We start from the raw sequence: 15,650 nt of genomic DNA, 5'->3' as shown, positions 1-15,650 counted from the left end.
GGGGCGAGCGCCGCGAAGATCGCGGCGCGGATCGCCGCCGATGCTTTTGCCGCGTCCCGGGTGACCCCGGATGATCAACGCGAACATCCGCTTGCCGCCGCCAAGGTGGCCGCGTCCGCGGCTCGCGCGCACCTCAACGCCGAGGCACTGCGCGCACGGGAGGCTGAGTTGAGCGAGGCGATCTCTGAGGCCACCCGGGAGAAGAACCGGGTCGAGGCCCGTCGCGCTCGCTTGATCGCGGAACTCGCGGACCTGAACGAGGAGCGCTTTGCCCGGGAGACCGCGGAGGACGCCGCACGGGTGCTCGCCGCGACGGGACAGGTCATCAACCAGACCGTTTCCGGCGAGGACCGGGCGCAGCGGATGGGCCAGTTGGCCGAGGAGATTGCGTTCGCCGTGACTGTGGGGAAGCCCACGGGGGCGCGGCTCTTGAACGACGCTCTTGCGGTTTCCGAGGATCTTCCTCACGTGTGGGAGGCGTTCTCCTCCGGTGCGCTCGACCAGACCCGGGTGTCCGCGATCGTGCGTGGCACCGCGGACGCCCCACCCGTGGCCCGCACGATTCTCGACGAGCAGCTCGCCGAGGTCGCCCCGACGCTCACTCCCGCGAAGCTGTTGCGTGTGGCTGAGGACCTGAGGAACCGGGTCGATCCCGTTTCTCCTGAGGCGCGGCACGCGGATGCGTTCCAGCGTCGCGGTGCGTGGAACGAGCCCGCCCGAAACGGGATGATGGAGCTGACGATCCGGCACTCCGCGGTGGAACTCACCGCGGCCTATGACCGGAGCGACGCCCTGGCCAAGCAGCTCGCCGTCATGGAGAAGCAGAACTACCAGGAGCAGATCGCCGCGATCAAACTGGCACACTCCGGCACCGAGGAGGAGCTTGATGTAGCCATTGCTGCGCTCCCGCTCCCCCGTGGCATCGCCCAGCTCCGCGCCGACGTGCTCGTGGACCTGATGTTCCTCGGTGAGATCGACACGGAAGCGCCAGCCGAGGGCGAAACGACTCCCCGGGCAACCACGGCCCCGCCCCGCGGGGTGCGCGGGCAGGTCCTCGTGACCGTGCCCACCCGCATCCTCGCCGGACTCACCGACGACCTCGGCCCCGAAGCCACAGCCGAGGCGATCCTCGGCAAGGAATTCGCCCAGCTCGACGGCTACGGCGTGCTCGACGACGACACCGCGGAGCGGGTCGCCTTCGGCATCGGCTCCTTCCGGGCCCTGTTCACCGACGACCGCGGAGCGATCCTCAACGTCGGCCGCGACAGCTACGCACCACCAAGGGCACTTCGCAGATTCACCGAAATTCGGGACCAGCACTGTCGTTTCCCCGGGTGCGAACGTGCGGCGGTCCGGTGTGATCTGGATCACTCAGTCCCGTGGGATGCGGGCGGGGAAACCTGCCACGACAACCTCGCGTTTCTCTGCCGCACCCACCATACGATGAAGGGCCGCGGCGACCCCGGCACGACCGGACCGGGCAAGACCCATAAGGGCTGGACGTTGCTCGATAACGTGAACGGGGTGCTGGAGTGGGAGACCCTGAGCGGACGGCGCGCGACGACGCACCCTGAACGACCGTCGGGCGCACCGGAGGCATCCTGACCGTGCGTGAGGGGCTGAGCAGGAGCGCTCGCCCGTCAAAGCTTCGCCTTCCGGACACTCACTGCCGAACACTCACTGCCGAACACTCCCTGCCGAGTCCTCGCCTGGCTGTTCCTCAGCCCTGCAGGCCTGGCTGCTGCCTGGGGCTGCTACCTAGGGCCGTTACCGGGGGCGGCGCTTCGCCGAGGCGCGGGCGCGCTCGGCGGTCGTGTCGTCGATCGCGGCGGGCACGAAGGAGCCGTAGCGGCGCTCGGCGGCGCGCCCGATCAGGAAGTCCGAGATGGCAGGGTTCTTCGGGAGCAGGGACCCGTGCAGGTAGCTGCCGATCACGGCGTCGCGGCGGGCGCCCTCGGCGCCGCTTGTCGCGTCGTTGCCGGAGCCCAGGGTGACAGTGCCGAGCGGGGTCGCATCCGGCCCGAGCGTCGTGTACCCGCTGTGGTTCTCGTAGCCGATGACCTCGCCGAACTCCTCCGAGTCCAGCACCACGTTCCCGATCAGCCGCTCCTCGGTGCCGCGGGTCTCCACGTCGAGCACGCCGATGCCCGGCAGCTCCCGCCCCGTGTTCGTCACGAAGCGGTGCCCGAACAGCTGATAGAGCCCGCAGATCAGCAGCATCGGGGTGCCCCCATCGGCCAGCTCACGGAGCCGCGGCCCGAGCTCCGCGAGCTCGGCAACCACGCGATCCTGCCCGGAGTCCTGCCCGCCGCCGCCGATGATCAGATCGGGGGCCTCGGGGAAGTCCGCGGCCCGGTTCACCTCGACCACGCGCGGCTCGAAGCCGTGCGCGCGGGCGCGACGCTCCAGGGCCAGCACGTTGCCGGAGTCCCCGTAGATGTTCATGTCGCGCGGGAACAGCGAAACGATCGTCAGCTCCCGCGGTGCGGGCGCGTTCGCCTGAGACTCGGTCACCAGATGTCCTCCACGTCGGTCAGGGTCGACAGTTCCTTGCGCAGCGCGAGCATCGCGGTGTACGTGCAGTACACGCGGCGCGGTTGCCCCGGAGTGCGCTCCCGGAACCCCGCGAGCGCCGCCGAGAGATCCTCCTCGACGCGGGCCACGGGCACGTCGTCGTGCTCCAGCCGCAGCGCCATGTCCCAGGCGCGCACGCCCGTGACGGTGTCCACGCCGGACTCGGCGAGGCTCGTGAAGTCCACGTCCCAGAGCCAGGACATGTCCCGCCCGTCGGCGTAGTTGTCGTTGATCGCGATCATCGCGGCCACCCCCGGCGCCGCGAAGGACGCGAGCGCGAGGCGGAACCCCGAGGGGTTCTTCACGAGGACCAGGTCGAAGGGCTGCCCGTCGAGCAGCAGCCGCTCCCCGCGCCCGAAAGCGGGCCGCACCCGGGAGAGAGCCTCAATGAGCTGGGCGTTGTCCGGCCGCTCGTCCCGAGGGAACGTCGGCCCCCCGAGCACGGCGCGCACCAGCGCGAGCGCCGCCGCCGCGTTGAAGGTGTTGTAGAGCCCCTCAAGCTCCAGCCCCGTCGTGAACTCCTCCCCGTCCATCAGGAAGGTGCCCTCGTGGTCGCCGATGCCGACGAGCGTGACGTCAGCGGGCCCGAGGTCCTCGGTCGCGAGCAGTTCCTCGCGGCGGTGCAGGTCCGCGTCGCTCGGGAAGGTCGCGAGCAGCTCGGCGCTCAGCCCGAAGCTGCGCACATCGAGGGTGCTCGCGAAACGCTCGCCGATCTGGCGGACCAGCGCGTCCTCGCGGTTCACGACGAGCAGCTCCGTCGTGGACTCCGCGATGCTGTGCAGGAGCCGGGCCGTCGTGTCGATCTCGCCGAAGCGGTCGAGCTGGTCGCGGAGCACGTTGAGCAGCAGCGTGATGCGCGGCTTGATCTGCTTGACGAAGTGCACGGCGTGCGCCTCGTCCAGCTCCAGCACCGCGATGTCGGCGTCCAGGCGGCCGCGCATGTCGCCCTCCTGGATCACGGCGGCGACGACCCCGCGGGAGAAATTGCTCCCCGTGCGGTTCGTGAACACGCGCAGCCCCTGGGCCTCAAGCATCTCCACGATCATCTTCGTCGTCGTGGTTTTCCCGTTGGTGCCGCTCACGGCGACGACGCCGTGCGGGAGGCGCCCGAGGGCGCGGGCCAGGAAACCGGGGTCGATTCGCTCGACGACGAGGCCGGGCAGAGCCGATCCCCCGCCGCGGAGTCTCGCGACCGTTCGCACGGTCTTCCCGATCAGCACCGTGACGAAATTACGCATGAGAAAAACCCTACCCCAGCGCCGTGGCGCTGAGGCTGTGCGCCACGAGTCGCGCGCCGATCACGATTTCAGCGCCCGGGAGAAGTCCTGGCATCCTGGGCACCAGTACAGCTTGCGGTTGCCGAACTCTTCGAGCACGATGTTCGCCCCGCAGCGCTTGCAGGGGGTGCCCTCCAGCTTGTACACCCAGTGCCGCTCGTCGCGCTCCTCAAGGGCCTTGGCGTAGGCCTCACCCTCCAGGTCGTCGATCGTCATCATCTGCCCGACCGTGATGCCCACGTCGAGCAGGTGCACCCAGTCGTCCCAGAGTTCGCGCAGCACGGCCTCCGGAACCTGCTTCGCCGGGATGTGCGGGTCGAGCTCCGCCCGGAACAGCATCTCGGCGCGGTACACGTTGCCGATGCCCGCAATCACGGACTGGTCCATGAGTACGAGCCCGATCGGGGTGCTCTTCTTCTTCGCCCGGGTCACGAAGCGCTCGCGCTCCTCTGGGGTGTTCTCGTTCGCCGGGTCGGGGCCGAGCCGGTCAAGAACCGCCTCGACCTCCTCCGGGGTGAGCACCTCGCACGCCGTCGGGCCGCGCAGGTCGGCGACCACGCGCTCGTTCAGCAGGCGCACGCGGACCTGGCCGACGGGCTCGGGCGGCCAGGCACCCTCGACCTCGGTGGTCTTTTCGCTCTCGGCCATTCGCAGCCGGGACCGGCGGGGCGCGCCGATCGAGGTCAGCGAGTCCTCGGCCTCCTGGTCAACGGGCCCGGCCATGCCGGTCTGGCCCATTCGGGACCCGTGCACCACGATGCTCGGGTCCAGCTCGATCTCACCGGCGAAGTCCCAGGCCCCGTAGATGCCGAGGTGCACGCGCAGCCACAGCTCGTCGTCGAACTCGAGGAACATCTGCTTGCCGACGGCGCGCGCGTCCGTCATCTCGCGCCCGGTGAGCACGGCCGCTCCCCCGGCGAATCTCCCCTGCGGGCTCGTCACCTCGGGGCGGGTGCCCACGAAGTTCCTCGCGAACTGGCGGGTGATGCGGTGTACGGAGTGGCCCTCGGGCACGTCACTCTCCTTCGGCTGGCAGGAACAAGCGGTCAGACGGGCTGGCGGGGGCTAGTCGCGGGGGTCGATGTCCTTGCCGGCGATCAGGCCGGTGGTCTCGTACTCGCCGAGCTGGGCCACGCGGCGCACGTGGCGCTCGTCGCCCGGGAACGGGGTCGCGATGAAGCGGTCGATGAAGGCGATGGCCTCCTCGACGGTGTGCTGGCGGGCGCCGATCGAGATCACGTTCGCGTTGTTGTGCTCGCGGGCCAGCTCGGCCGTGGACTCGTTCCAGACGAGGGCGGCGCGGATGCCCGCGACCTTGTTCGCGGCGATCTGCTCGCCGTTGCCGGAGCCGCCGAAGACGACGCCGAGCGCCTCGGTGCCCGCGCGCTGGTCCCGGGCGACGGCCTGGGCGGCGTTAATGCAGAACGAGGGGTAGTCGTCGAGGGCGTCGTACTCGGCGGGCCCGTGGTCGATGACCTCGTGCCCGGCCTCGGCCAGGTGGCGCTGCAGGGTCTGGCTGAACTCGAGTCCGGCGTGATCGGTGGCGATGTGAATGCGCATGGGTTCTCCGCGGTGGTGTGGGGTGTTGCAGGGGGAATGGGGGGGGTGAAGCGAGACGGTTAGAACTGGGGCTCGGCGGTGCGCGTGCGCTTCAGCTCAAAGAAGCCGGGCACGCTCGCGACGGCGACAACGCCGTCCCAGAGGGTCAGCGCCTGCTGGCCCGTCGGGGCGGGGGCCACGACCGGGCCGAAGAAGGCCACGCCGTCCACGGCGATGATCGGGGTGCCGACGTCCTGGCCGACGAGGCCGATGCCGCGGTCGTGGCTCGCGCGCAGCGAGGCGTCGTTGGCCTCGCTGTCGGCGAGCGCGGCGTCCTCGGCGGGCAGGCCGAGTTCCGCGAGGGACTCGGCGATGATCGCGTCCCAGTCCTCGCGGCCACCGGGGTGGATGCGGGAGCCGAGCGCGGTGTAGAGGGGGCCGATCAGCGCCTGCCCGTGCGTGTCGCGCACGCCGTTGACGAGGCGGGCCAGTCGCAGGGCGCGCGGGAAGAAGGCCGCGTACTCGTCGGCCACGTCCTCGTTCTCGTTCAGGATCGCGAGGGACATGATGTTCCACTGGATCTCAAAGCCGCGCGCCAGGCTGACCTCGGTCGCCCAGCGGCTCGTCATCCAGGCCCAGGGGCAGGACGGGTCAAACCAGAATTCGACGGACTGCGGGGACGGCGATACCTGTGTGGTCATGGCACCGAGTCTAGCCGGTCCCGACCCCGCGATCCCAGTGCTCCCGGGGTTAGACGGGCGCGACCTCGGGGGCCGGGAACAGCTCGTCGATGATCCGGAACTGCTCCGCGGTGGGCCGCCAGGCGGTCGCCGCCGCGGCGTTCTGCCGCACCTGCTCGGGGGTGGTCGCCCCGGCGATGACGCTCGCGATGGGCTCGTGCGCGAGCATCCAGCCGAAGGTCGCCTGGAGCATCGAGATGCCCCACTCCTCGCAGTGCGCCCGGTAGGCGTCGAGGGCGTCCCAGTCCGCGTTCTGCGCGATGTGCGGGCGCTGGCGCATGATGCGCCTGTCGGCCGGGAAGTCGTCGCGGCGGAACTTCCCGGTGAGGAGGCCGTTGGCGAGCGGGAAGAAGGGCAGCATGCCGAGGCCGAAGCGCTTGGCGGCCGGGAGCACCTCGGCGTCGTTGTGGCGGCGGATGAGGCTGAACTCGTTCTGGGCGGAGATGAACGCGGCGGAGCCGAGCTCCTTGGCGACGAAGTGCGCCTCGGCGATCTGCCACCCGGAGAGGTTCGAGTGCCCGATGTAGCGGATCTTGCCCTCGCGGACCAGCTCGTCGAGGGCGACGATGGTCTCGGCGATCGGCGTGATCGGGTCCGGCGCGTGCAGCTGGTACAGGTCGATCCAGTCCGTGCGCAGCCGGGTGAGCGAGCCCTCCACCGCCCGGCGGATGTAGCCGCGGTTTGCGCGGCTGCCCCACTCGGGGATCGGGGTGTCGATGCCGTAGTAGCCGAATTTCGTGGCGAGCACGATGTCGTTGCGGCGAGCGCCGAGGCTCGCCCCCATCAGTTCCTCGCTGCCGCCGAAGGCGGTGCCGTACATGTCGGCGGTGTCGAAGAGGGTGATGCCCGCGTCGATCGCGGCGCCGATGACGGCGTCGGTGCCGGCCTGGCCCTCGGTGGCGCTGCCGGGGCGGCCGAAGTTGTTGCAGCCGAGGCCGATCTCGGAGACCATGAGGCCGGAGTGGCCGAGGGGGCGGTAGCTCATCTCCGCGGAGCCGTCGGGGCTGGGCAGGATGCGAGCGGACGGGGACTGGGGGTGGAGGGACTGCGTCGTCGTGGATGCCATGTGTTCCAGGCTAGCCGGAGTTTGCCTCCCGGGGGACGGTGCGTTCGCGGGCGTTTCAGCGCATTTCCACTACGGTTTTTCCGCGGTGCCCACCGTTTTCGAGGCCAGTCAGCGCCGTGGCGGTGTCAGCGAAGGGCACAACTCGGCCGACGACGGGGCGAATCGCTCCGGTCTCGGTGAGCCGGGCGATGCGGGCGAGCTGGGCGCCGTCCGCGCGCATCATGAGAAAGCGGTAGGTGACACCGAGCCGACGGGCCCGGCGTCGGACCCCCGCACTCATGCCGGTCGTGGCTAGGCTGAGTACCCACCCGAGGCCCGCTTCGCGCGCGTATTCGGGGTCCGGGGGTCCGGTGAGCCCGATGACAGTGCCACCGGGCCGCAGGAGACGCAGGGAGGCGTCGAGGTCGCTCCCGCCCACACTGTCGAGGACGAGGTCTGCCCCGGCCGCAGCCAGTTCCACATTGTCTCTCCGGTAGTCGATGACCCGGTGAGCGCCCAACGCTTGCACAAAGGCACGGTTTTCCGAACGGACCGTGGTGGTCACCTCTGCGCCGAGAGATACCGCGAGCTGGATGGCGACCGAGCCGACCCCGCCCGCCCCTGCGGGGACGAGCACCCGGGCCCCGAGTCGGACGTCCCCGCTTTCCACGAACGCTTGCCAGGCGGTGAGCGTCACCAGCGGGAGTGCGGCCGCCTCCACCCAGCTGAGCCCCACCGGTTTTCGGGCGAGATCGCTTTCTGGGAGCGCGATGCGCTCGGCGAAGGAACCGCTCCTGCCCGCGCTGGCACAGCCGAAGACCTCGTCGCCGACCGCGAACGAGCGCACCGATTCACCCACGCGCAGCACGGTCCCGGCGACGTCGTGTCCGAGCTTCAGGGGGAAGCGGTGCCGCAGGAGCGGCCACAGGGCACCCCGGCGAATGCGTTCGTCCAGCCGGTTCAGGGAGGCGGCGCGAACCTCCACGAGGACGTCCCCATCCCCCAGCTCGGGTTCCGGGTGTGGGCCGAGGGTGAGTGGGGCACGATAGCGGCTGATGGCGAAGGCGAGCATGGGTGCCTTTCGGGTCTCGTGACGCTCCGGATCACGGTCGGCCCCAGTCCCCACAGACGATACCGTGGCGAAGCGCGTCCGCGAGCCAGTCGGGCAGCCCGGGGTCGACGGCGGCAACGATGTCACGCTGAAACCCGGGGGCGCGCAGCATTCGGGCAAAGCCAAGCAGTACCTCCGGCCCGGGGTCCCATGCGGGGGCCATCAGCGCACGGTACGCATCGACCAGCGGGCGCACCGCGGGGTCGCCCGGGAGGCGTCCGGAGCGCCGTGCGTCGTTGAGCCGCCGCAGGGCGGCCGCCCCCGCTTGGGTGGCGGCCGCGCGTTCCGCTGCCCCCCACCCCGCGGTTCGTGTGCGCTCTGCCGAGAAGGAGCGGGCAATGTGCGGGGCGGTGTCGCTCGGGGCGTAGCGTTCGATGATCTCGTCCCGGAGGACATCCCGGTCGATCGCGAAACCGCGGAAGAGCTCGGCATCGTCATCGCTGTTTGTCCCGTGCTCGCGGGCGAGCGTGCGGTCGATGGTGGCCACGAGCGTGGCGAGCCGGTCCTGCTCGTTGAGCAGGTGCGCGCGGTGGGTGAGCAGCGCGTCCCGCTCGGACCAGCGGTACCCGTTCGCGCCGGGAATGAGGAGACACGCGATGATCCCCACCGAATGGCGCACCGTGCACCGAGACGAGGACGACGAGCTGCTGGGCTTCCTCGCTCCCGCGGGCGACACCCCGGGTCTCGTGACCCCGATGACCGTGTTCGGGTACCCGCTCGGCGCAGCCCAACCTGACACCGATGCCCTTCGGGTGCTCGCGAGCACTGGGCTGAGCTACCTCGCGGAGCGGTGGACCCTGACCCTGGCGGCACACCCAGACCCCATTTCCGTGCAGATCGTGGAGGCCAGCCCGGATCGCCTCACGCTCCAGAGCGTGGACTACGGTCACCCGCTCGGCTATGGCACCCGCTTCGAGCTCCCCACCCCGGTCGATCACCGCCTCGCCCTCGGGTAACCCCGCACCGCCGATGAACCTGCTGTGCGACGGCTGACCGTGGCCGGTGAGCCACCCGAACGTTCCGTGCGTGTGCGGGAACGCCGAGTCGGGGTGCACAAATCACCCAGCAAAGGCGGGTTCGCGTGGATAGGCTGGGGTGAGCGGCGTATCCCGCCGCGTCATCGACACCCAGGAGACCCACGTGCCCGGAGAGAACCTCACCCACGCCGAAGCCCGCGAACGCGCCAGCGTGGTGCAGACCACACGCTACGAGGTCGAGCTCGACCTCACGACCGGACCCGAGGTGTTCCGCACCCGGACCACGGTGCGCTTCACCGGCACGCCCGGGGCCAGCACCTTCATCGACGCGATCACGCGAACGGTGCACTCGGTCGAGCTGAACGGTGTTTCCCTGGATCCGGCAACGGTGTCGGACGGGGTGCGCATCCAGCTGCCCGGCATCGCCGCCGACAACGTGCTCGTCATCGACGCCGACATGATCTACATGAACACCGGCGAGGGCCTGCACCGCTTCGAGGACCCCGCCGACGGCCAGGTCTACCTCTACTCGCAGTTCGAGGTGCCGGACTCGCGCCGCATGTTCCCCGTGTTCGAGCAGCCCGACCTCAAGGCCGAGTTCGTGTTCACCGTCACCGCGCCCGCCGACTGGAAGGTCGTCTCCAACCAGCCGACGCCCGAGCCCACCCCCGCGAGCGAGGGCAACGCCACCTGGGCCTTCGGCCCGACCCCCGTCATGAGCAGCTACATCACCGCGCTCATCGCCGGCCCCTACGCCGAGGTGCGCTCCGAGCTCACCAGCCGCGACGGCCGCACGATCCCCCTCGGCGTGTTCTGCCGGGCCTCCCTCTCCGAGTTCCTCGACGCCGACTACGTCTTCGACAAGACCCGCGAGGGCTTCGCGTTCTTCGAGGAGAAGTTCGACTACCCCTATCCCTTCGACAAGTACGACCAGCTCTTCGTGCCCGAGTACAACATGGGCGCGATGGAAAACATCGGGGCCGTGACCTTCACCGAGGCCTACGTCTTCCGCTCGAAGGTGCCCGACGCCATGCGTGAGCGCCGCGTCGTCACGATCCTGCACGAACTCGCCCACATGTGGTTCGGCGACCTCGTCACGATGCGCTGGTGGAACGACCTCTGGCTCAACGAGTCCTTCGCCGAGTACATGTCCGTGCTCGCCACCGCCGAGGCCACCGAGTGGACCGAATCCTGGACCACCTTCGCCGTCTCCGAGAAGGCCTGGGCCTACCGCCAGGACCAGCTCCCCTCCACCCACCCCATCGTCGCGCAGATCAACGACCTGGAGGATGTCCAGGTCAACTTCGACGGTATCACCTACGCCAAGGGCGCCTCCGTGCTCAAGCAGCTCGTCGCCTGGGTCGGCCAGGAGCCCTTCCTCGCCGGAGTGCACGACTACTTCGTGAAGCACGCCTACGGCAACACCGAGCTGCCCGACCTGCTCCGCGAGCTCGAGGCCACGAGCGGGCGCGAGCTCGGCGAGTGGTCCCAGATGTGGCTCGAAACCGCGGGCGTGAACACCCTCCGCGCCGAGTTCGACACCGACGAACAGGGCGCCTTCACCGCGTTCCGCATCGCGCAGACCACGCACCCCGACTACCCCACCCTGCGCCCGCACCGCCTCGCGGTCGGCCTCTACTCCCTCGTCGACGGCGCGCTCACCCGCGTGCACCGCGTCGAGCTCGACGTGGAGGGGGCCAGCACCGAGGTGCCCGAGCTCATCGGCCAGCTCCGCCCCGACCTGATCCTCCTGAACGACGACGACCTCAGCTACGCAAAGATCCGCCTCGACGAGCGCTCCCTCACCACCGTGCGCGAGCACCTCTCCGCGCTCGCCCCGCTCCCCCGCGCCCTCGTCTGGGGCAGCGTCTGGGACGCGACCCGCGACGCCGAGCGCCCCGCGAGCGAGTTCATCGACCTCGTCCTCGACCACATCGGGGCCGAAACCGAGTCAACGACCCTGCGCACCGTGCTCGGCCAGCTGCTCCTCTCCGCCCGCTCCTACGTCGCCCCCGAACGGCAGGCCGCGGCCGTCGAGCGCGTCGGCGACACCCTCTGGCAGCTCGCGATCGACGCCGACGAGGGAAGCGACGCCCAGTTCCAGTTCGTGAAGAGCTTCGCGCAGGTCGCCCACAGCGAGGACCACCTCGACTCCGTGCTCGCCCTCCTCGAGGAGCGCGTCACCCTCGAGGGCCTCGACGTGGACACCGACCTGGGCTGGGAGCTGCTCATCGCGCTCGCCGCCGGGGGCCGCGCCACCGCCGAGGAAATCGACGCGGCGCTCGCCAACGACCGCACCGCGACGGGGCAGCAGTCCGCCGCGCACGCGAAGGCCGCCCTGCCGGACGCCGCCGCGAAGGACGCCGCCTGGGTGGGCGTCGTCGAGAGCGACGGCGCGTCCAACGCGATCGTGCGCGCGACCGGCGCGGGGTTCCTCCGCGGCGACCGCGAGCTGCTGACGCCCTTCCTCGGGCGGTACTTCGCGCAGCTCACCCCCGTGTGGGAGGCGCGCAGCTACCACATCGCGAGCGAGGTCATCGAGGGCTTCTTCCCGACGCCGCTCATCGGCTCGGAGCTGCGCGACGCCAGCCAGGCCTGGCTCGACGAGAACGCGGACGCCTCCCCCGCGCTGCGCCGCATCGTGATCGAAAACCTCGCCGGGGTCGACCGGGCCCTCGCCGCGCAGCAGGCGGATCGGGGCTAACATGCGGCGCGCAGAAGTCTGGCCCTGGCTCCGGTCGTTTTGGGAAACCTACGACAGCATCGCCTGGATCCTCCTGATCATTCTCGGGGCGATCGTGGTGCGCTGGATCCTGCTTCTGCTCCTCGGCCGCACCGTGAACCGGGTCGTGACCGGCGTCAAGAAGACCCAGCAGGCGGCGAGTACGCGGGAGATGGTGCAGTCCCCGCTGCTCGCCGCCCGGGTGGTGCAGCGCACCCGCACCCTGGGCTCCGTCGGCGGCAACCTGCTCACCATCGTGATCGGGATGACCGCGATCGTGCTGATCCTGGCCCAGCTCGGGATCAACCCGGCCACGGTGCTCGCCTCGGCGGGCTTCGTGGCCGCAGGTCTCGCCTTCGGCGCGCAGAACATCGTCAAGGACGTGCTCAACGGCATCTTCATGGTGTTCGAGGATCAGCTCGGCGTGGGTGACACGGTGCAGATCGGCACCGTGACCGGCACGGTCGAGGCTGTGGGGATCCGCATCACGCAGGTCCGCTCGGTCGACGGCACCCTGTGGTTCATCCGCAACGGTGAGATCCTGCAGCTCGGGAACCAGTCTCACGACTGGGGCCGGGCACTGCTCGACGTGACGGTCGCGAGCGGCACCGATCTCGACCAGGCCACCGCCGAGATCCTGGAGGCCGCGCGCGAGGTGACGCGGTCCCGGGAACACGCCCGCAAGATCCTCTCCACCCCCGAGGTGTGGGGGCTCGAGTCGGTCTTCGCCGACCGGGCCACACTCCGGCTTACGGTGAAGACCCGGCCCGATGTGCAACCCGAGGTGTGCCGGGCGCTCCGTGCCGCGATCAAAACCCGCTTCGACGCGGCCGGGATCCGGCTCGCGCCCGAGGCCCCCATCACGGTGCTCGCGGCGAGCGCCGCCGCCTTCCCCGAGCCGCTCTCGACGGCGGACGCGGAGACGCTCGACGAGGTGCCTGAGGGCTACACGCAGGCCATGCCGAGCGCCGGGGAACGCACCGGCACCGTGCCGATCGCGCTCCCGCCCGACCTGCCAGCTGGGCAGGCGCAAGCTCCCGGCGCACCGGCTGCCGTGTCGTCGTCTCCCCCGGCGTCGTCTCCCCCGGTGTTCCGTAGCCCGGGCCCGACCGCGATCCCGGTGCAGCATCCCCCCGCCCCCCGCGCAGAAAGCAAAGATTCCGATGAGTGACCCGATGAGCTCCGACCCCGCGCCAGCCGCCGACCCCGGGCCGGGCCTGCCGCAGGGCCAGACCACCCCGCCGCCCCGGCTGACCCTCCGCCAGGGCGAACACGGCGACGCCGTGACCGAGACCTTCTATTCGCAGGTCGGCGGACGCCCCACCTTCGAAAAGCTCGTGCGCGGCTTCTACCGCGAGGTCGTGCAGGACCCCGGCCTCTGGTACATGTACCCGCAGGACGACCTGGAGGGTGCCATCCAGCGCCTCATGCTGTTCCTGGAGCAGTACTGGGGTGGCCCCGGCACCTACTCCGAGGAGCGGGGCCACCCCCGGCTCCGGATGCGACACAACGCCTTTCACGTGATCCCGGACGCGAAGGAGCGCTGGCTCCGGCACATGCGCACCTCGCTCGACGAGCTCGGGCTGTCACCCATGCACGAGACCGCGCTCTGGGACTACCTCGAACGCGCCGCCCAGGCGATGGTCAACACCTTCGAGGACACCCCGGAGCACTGAGCCCGTCAGCGACGCGCTGCCCCGCCCGGGCGGGCCGCGCGGGGTGCCTCGGCCCGGAACCCGCGCGTGACATAGGGCATGGGGATTCGTTCCCGGCCCGCGCTATCGGGATGCTCGGCGAGGAGCGTTCGGATCTCGCCGAGCGTCCGGGCCCGCTCGGGCTCCGGCATGGTGATGAGGAGGCTCCTCGACTCGGCCATCGCGATGATCTCGAGGACCGTCATCTGGCGAGTCCACTCCCAGCGCGCCGTCTCCGGCGGCGCGAAGGGGGCCTCGATGCGCGGCCCGCCGGAGCGGAGCAGCTGCTCCGCGTGTGACTCCCCCATGATCCGGGTGAGCTCCCGGACGAGGTCGCTCCGGTCGTCCCGGGTGTTCCAGATCAGCCCGAGCCGGCCGCCCGGGCGGAGCACCCGCGCCGCCTCGCGGGACCCCGCCGCCGGGTCCACCCAGTGCCAGGACTGGCCGAAGACGATCCCGTCGGCGCACGCCGAGGCAAGCCCGGTGGCCTCGCCCGTGCCCACTCGGGTGCTGACCTCGGGGCTGCGCCGGGCTAGCGCCGCGAGCATCTCCGGATCGGGGTCGACCGCGGTGACGCGGTGCCCGGCGGCGAGCACACCCCGGCTGAGCTTCCCGGTGCCCGCGCCGACGTCAACGACGTGCCCGGGCGACGCGGGCAGGAGCCAGGCGAGGGCGGCCGCGGGGTACTCCGGGCGGCCCAGCTCGTACGCGCCGTGGGCGCGGCCGAAGGAGGTCGCGGGATTGGTCTTTCCTCGCGCGGGCGCGGATTCGGCAGCGGGTTCGGGAACTACGGGTTCGGGAACTACGGGTTCGACGGCAGCGGGTTCCGGGGTCATGCCCCGAGTCTAAGCGGGCGTGCCGAGTCTCTGTTGCCCGGGTTCTGCTGTCCGGGTTCAGGAGGTTGCGGGCGGGCGGTAGCCGCGGAACAGCACGTGGCCGCGGCTCGTCGTGATTCGCGTCCACGCTCCCGAGCGGTACCAGGGCAGGCTCGGCTCCTCGCCGCCCAGGAAGCCGAGGGACTGCGCGGCGAAGGCCGCGGAGGCGGGAACGCCCGGGGCGATCTCCGCGCCCCACACCGAGCGGCGCACCTTCGTGACCAGGGCCTCGCCCGGATCCGTGGGCAGCGCCTCGGCGACGCGGGTGATGCCCGCCTCGGCGACGCTCGCGAGCGAGGCGGCGTCGATCGCGCCCGTGGGGGCCCAGCCGCCGCGCGGGGGCAGCACGCCCGCCCAGGCCGCGGTGGTCGTGACCTCGGGCAGCGGGAGCACCGGCTGGCTCGGGTCCAGGCGCGCGATCCGATCGAGCAGGGAACGCGGCGTCACCACGGTGTCCGCTTCGACCGACCCCTCGGCGAGCGCGAAGGTGCGCAGGCCGAGCACGGTCGCCGTGTCATCGAGGATGCCCACCGGCGTCTGCGTGGCCGTGTACACGGCCAGCACCCCGGCGTTCGCGATCACTCGCACGGCGCCGTCGCCGAAGCGCTCCGCCCGTTCGAGGAAGACCCGCAGGTCCTCCAGGCTGGCAGCGTCTCCGAGAATCACATTATTCGCCATAGACTGCCAACACTAACAAGCATTTGTGGGAGCAGTCTGAGGCAAAGGGGCCGGGGATGGAAACGGGCGACGCGATCATCGTTGGGGCGGGACTGTCCGGGCTGGTCGCCGCGGCCGAGCTCCTCGACGCGGGAAAACGGGTGCTCCTCCTCGACCAGGAGAACACCGCGAATCTGGGCGGGCAGGCCTGGTGGTCGTTCGGGGGCCTCTTCCTCGTGGACTCCCCCGAACAGCGTCGGCTCGGGGTGCGCGACAGCCTGGACCTCGCCCGGCGGGACTGGGCGGCCAGCGCGGGTTTCGACCGGCCGGAGGACGCGCTCCCCCGGCGCTGGGCCGACGCCTATCTGGAATTCGCGGCGGGCGAGAAACGGGCCTGGCTCCGCGAGCGCGGGGTGCGCTTCTTTCCCGCCGTGGGGTG

Annotated in this window: 16 protein-coding genes; 6 read left to right on the top strand and 10 right to left on the bottom strand. The window is 70.7% G+C overall.

The window, feature by feature from the left end; genetic code table 11:
* Positions 1 to 1,605 (top strand): HNH endonuclease signature motif containing protein (locus tag OOT08_RS18445; RefSeq protein ID WP_325094338.1); only part of this gene is annotated, 1,605 nt, incomplete at its 5' end.
* 162 nt (positions 1,606 to 1,767) lie between these two features.
* On the opposite strand, the gene OOT08_RS18440 is transcribed toward OOT08_RS18445, so the two are convergent.
* The 8 genes from OOT08_RS18440 to OOT08_RS18405 form a co-directional block, all read right to left on the bottom strand.
* A complete protein-coding gene (locus tag OOT08_RS18440; RefSeq protein WP_325094347.1) occupies positions 1,768 to 2,517 on the bottom strand; it encodes a type 1 glutamine amidotransferase in 750 nt (249 codons plus the stop codon).
* Entirely contained in the window at positions 2,511 to 3,812 is a 1,302-nt protein-coding gene (locus OOT08_RS18435) for a MurT ligase domain-containing protein (protein WP_325094337.1), read from the bottom strand. Before OOT08_RS18435 ends, OOT08_RS18440 begins: the two co-directional genes overlap by 7 nt.
* A 60-nt stretch (positions 3,813 to 3,872) precedes the next feature.
* Positions 3,873 to 4,865 carry an Fpg/Nei family DNA glycosylase gene (locus OOT08_RS18430; protein WP_325094336.1) on the bottom strand — a complete coding sequence of 331 codons (993 nt, stop codon included), beginning with the start codon at positions 4,863 to 4,865 and terminating at the stop codon, positions 3,873 to 3,875.
* A gap of 51 nt (positions 4,866 to 4,916) precedes the next feature.
* The gene (locus tag OOT08_RS18425) at positions 4,917 to 5,411 is read right to left on the bottom strand and encodes a ribose-5-phosphate isomerase (protein WP_325094335.1); all 495 of its coding nucleotides are present in this window, start codon (positions 5,409 to 5,411) and stop codon (positions 4,917 to 4,919) included.
* A gap of 59 nt (positions 5,412 to 5,470) precedes the next feature.
* Entirely contained in the window at positions 5,471 to 6,091 is a 621-nt protein-coding gene (locus tag OOT08_RS18420; protein WP_325094334.1) for a mycothiol-dependent nitroreductase Rv2466c family protein, read from the bottom strand.
* Positions 6,092 to 6,140: 49 nt separating this feature from the next.
* Positions 6,141 to 7,115 (bottom strand): aldo/keto reductase, encoded by a 975-nt coding sequence (locus OOT08_RS18415; RefSeq protein ID WP_325094346.1) that lies wholly within the window; start codon positions 7,113 to 7,115, stop codon positions 6,141 to 6,143.
* A gap of 136 nt (positions 7,116 to 7,251) precedes the next feature.
* Positions 7,252 to 8,247 carry an NADP-dependent oxidoreductase gene (locus OOT08_RS18410; RefSeq protein ID WP_325094332.1) on the bottom strand — a complete coding sequence of 332 codons (996 nt, stop codon included), beginning with the start codon at positions 8,245 to 8,247 and terminating at the stop codon, positions 7,252 to 7,254.
* A gap of 31 nt (positions 8,248 to 8,278) precedes the next feature.
* Positions 8,279 to 8,893: a TipAS antibiotic-recognition domain-containing protein gene (locus tag OOT08_RS18405; protein ID WP_325094331.1), complete on the bottom strand. Its 615-nt coding sequence runs from the start codon at positions 8,891 to 8,893 to the stop codon at positions 8,279 to 8,281.
* Between OOT08_RS18405 and OOT08_RS18400 the strand changes: the two genes are divergently transcribed.
* The 4 genes from OOT08_RS18400 to OOT08_RS18385 all read left to right on the top strand — a co-directional run bounded on the left by OOT08_RS18400 (position 8,883) and on the right by OOT08_RS18385 (position 13,661).
* Positions 8,883 to 9,242, top strand: coding sequence for a hypothetical protein (locus OOT08_RS18400; RefSeq protein WP_325094330.1), 360 nt, complete (start codon positions 8,883 to 8,885; stop codon positions 9,240 to 9,242). The genes OOT08_RS18405 and OOT08_RS18400 overlap by 11 nt on opposite strands.
* A 184-nt stretch (positions 9,243 to 9,426) precedes the next feature.
* Positions 9,427 to 11,967: an aminopeptidase N gene (pepN, locus tag OOT08_RS18395; RefSeq protein WP_325094345.1), complete on the top strand. Its 2,541-nt coding sequence runs from the start codon at positions 9,427 to 9,429 to the stop codon at positions 11,965 to 11,967.
* A gap of 1 nt (position 11,968) precedes the next feature.
* Positions 11,969 to 13,156, top strand: coding sequence for a mechanosensitive ion channel family protein (locus OOT08_RS18390; protein WP_325094329.1), 1,188 nt, complete (start codon positions 11,969 to 11,971; stop codon positions 13,154 to 13,156).
* Positions 13,157 to 13,160: 4 nt separating this feature from the next.
* Positions 13,161 to 13,661: a globin gene (locus tag OOT08_RS18385; protein WP_442916293.1), complete on the top strand. Its 501-nt coding sequence runs from the start codon at positions 13,161 to 13,163 to the stop codon at positions 13,659 to 13,661.
* 5 nt (positions 13,662 to 13,666) lie between these two features.
* Here OOT08_RS18385 and OOT08_RS18380 read toward each other — a convergent pair whose 3' ends face one another.
* Together OOT08_RS18380 and OOT08_RS18375 are read right to left on the bottom strand one after the other, a co-directional pair.
* Positions 13,667 to 14,515 carry a class I SAM-dependent methyltransferase gene (locus tag OOT08_RS18380; protein WP_325094328.1) on the bottom strand — a complete coding sequence of 283 codons (849 nt, stop codon included), beginning with the start codon at positions 14,513 to 14,515 and terminating at the stop codon, positions 13,667 to 13,669.
* A gap of 57 nt (positions 14,516 to 14,572) precedes the next feature.
* Complete coding sequence (locus OOT08_RS18375) at positions 14,573 to 15,232, bottom strand: hypothetical protein (RefSeq protein WP_325094327.1); 660 nt, start codon at positions 15,230 to 15,232, stop codon at positions 14,573 to 14,575.
* Between the two features lie 56 nt (positions 15,233 to 15,288).
* Here OOT08_RS18375 and OOT08_RS18370 point away from each other — a divergent pair.
* A partial coding sequence (locus OOT08_RS18370; RefSeq protein ID WP_325094326.1) for an FAD-dependent oxidoreductase occupies positions 15,289 to 15,650 on the top strand: 362 nt, incomplete at its 3' end.

The organism is Leucobacter sp. M11 (genome assembly GCF_035726885.1).
GTDB lineage: Bacteria > Actinomycetota > Actinomycetes > Actinomycetales > Microbacteriaceae > JAPFRB01.
The sequence above is the reverse complement of the archived record's forward strand: the minus strand, read 5'-3'. Positions and strand labels throughout refer to the sequence as shown.

Bases quoted from the DNA above. Each gene is read 5' to 3' on its own strand.
- OOT08_RS18435 (WP_325094337.1), bottom strand. From the start codon at position 3,812: ATGCGTAATTTCGTCACGGTGCTGATCGGGAAGACCGTGCGAACGGTC.
- OOT08_RS18425 (WP_325094335.1), bottom strand. From the start codon at position 5,411: ATGCGCATTCACATCGCCACCGATCACGCCGGACTCGAGTTCAGCCAG.
- OOT08_RS18420 (WP_325094334.1), bottom strand. From the start codon at position 6,091: ATGACCACACAGGTATCGCCGTCCCCGCAGTCCGTCGAATTCTGGTTT.
- OOT08_RS18415 (WP_325094346.1), bottom strand. From the start codon at position 7,115: ATGAGCTACCGCCCCCTCGGCCACTCCGGCCTCATGGTCTCCGAGATC.
- OOT08_RS18410 (WP_325094332.1), bottom strand. From the start codon at position 8,247: ATGCTCGCCTTCGCCATCAGCCGCTATCGTGCCCCACTCACCCTCGGC.
- OOT08_RS18400 (WP_325094330.1), top strand. From the start codon at position 8,883: ATGATCCCCACCGAATGGCGCACCGTGCACCGAGACGAGGACGACGAG.
- OOT08_RS18390 (WP_325094329.1), top strand. From the start codon at position 11,969: ATGCGGCGCGCAGAAGTCTGGCCCTGGCTCCGGTCGTTTTGGGAAACC.
- OOT08_RS18385 (WP_442916293.1), top strand. From the start codon at position 13,161: ATGAGCTCCGACCCCGCGCCAGCCGCCGACCCCGGGCCGGGCCTGCCG.
- OOT08_RS18380 (WP_325094328.1), bottom strand. From the start codon at position 14,515: ATGACCCCGGAACCCGCTGCCGTCGAACCCGTAGTTCCCGAACCCGTA.
- OOT08_RS18375 (WP_325094327.1), bottom strand. From the start codon at position 15,232: ATGGCGAATAATGTGATTCTCGGAGACGCTGCCAGCCTGGAGGACCTG.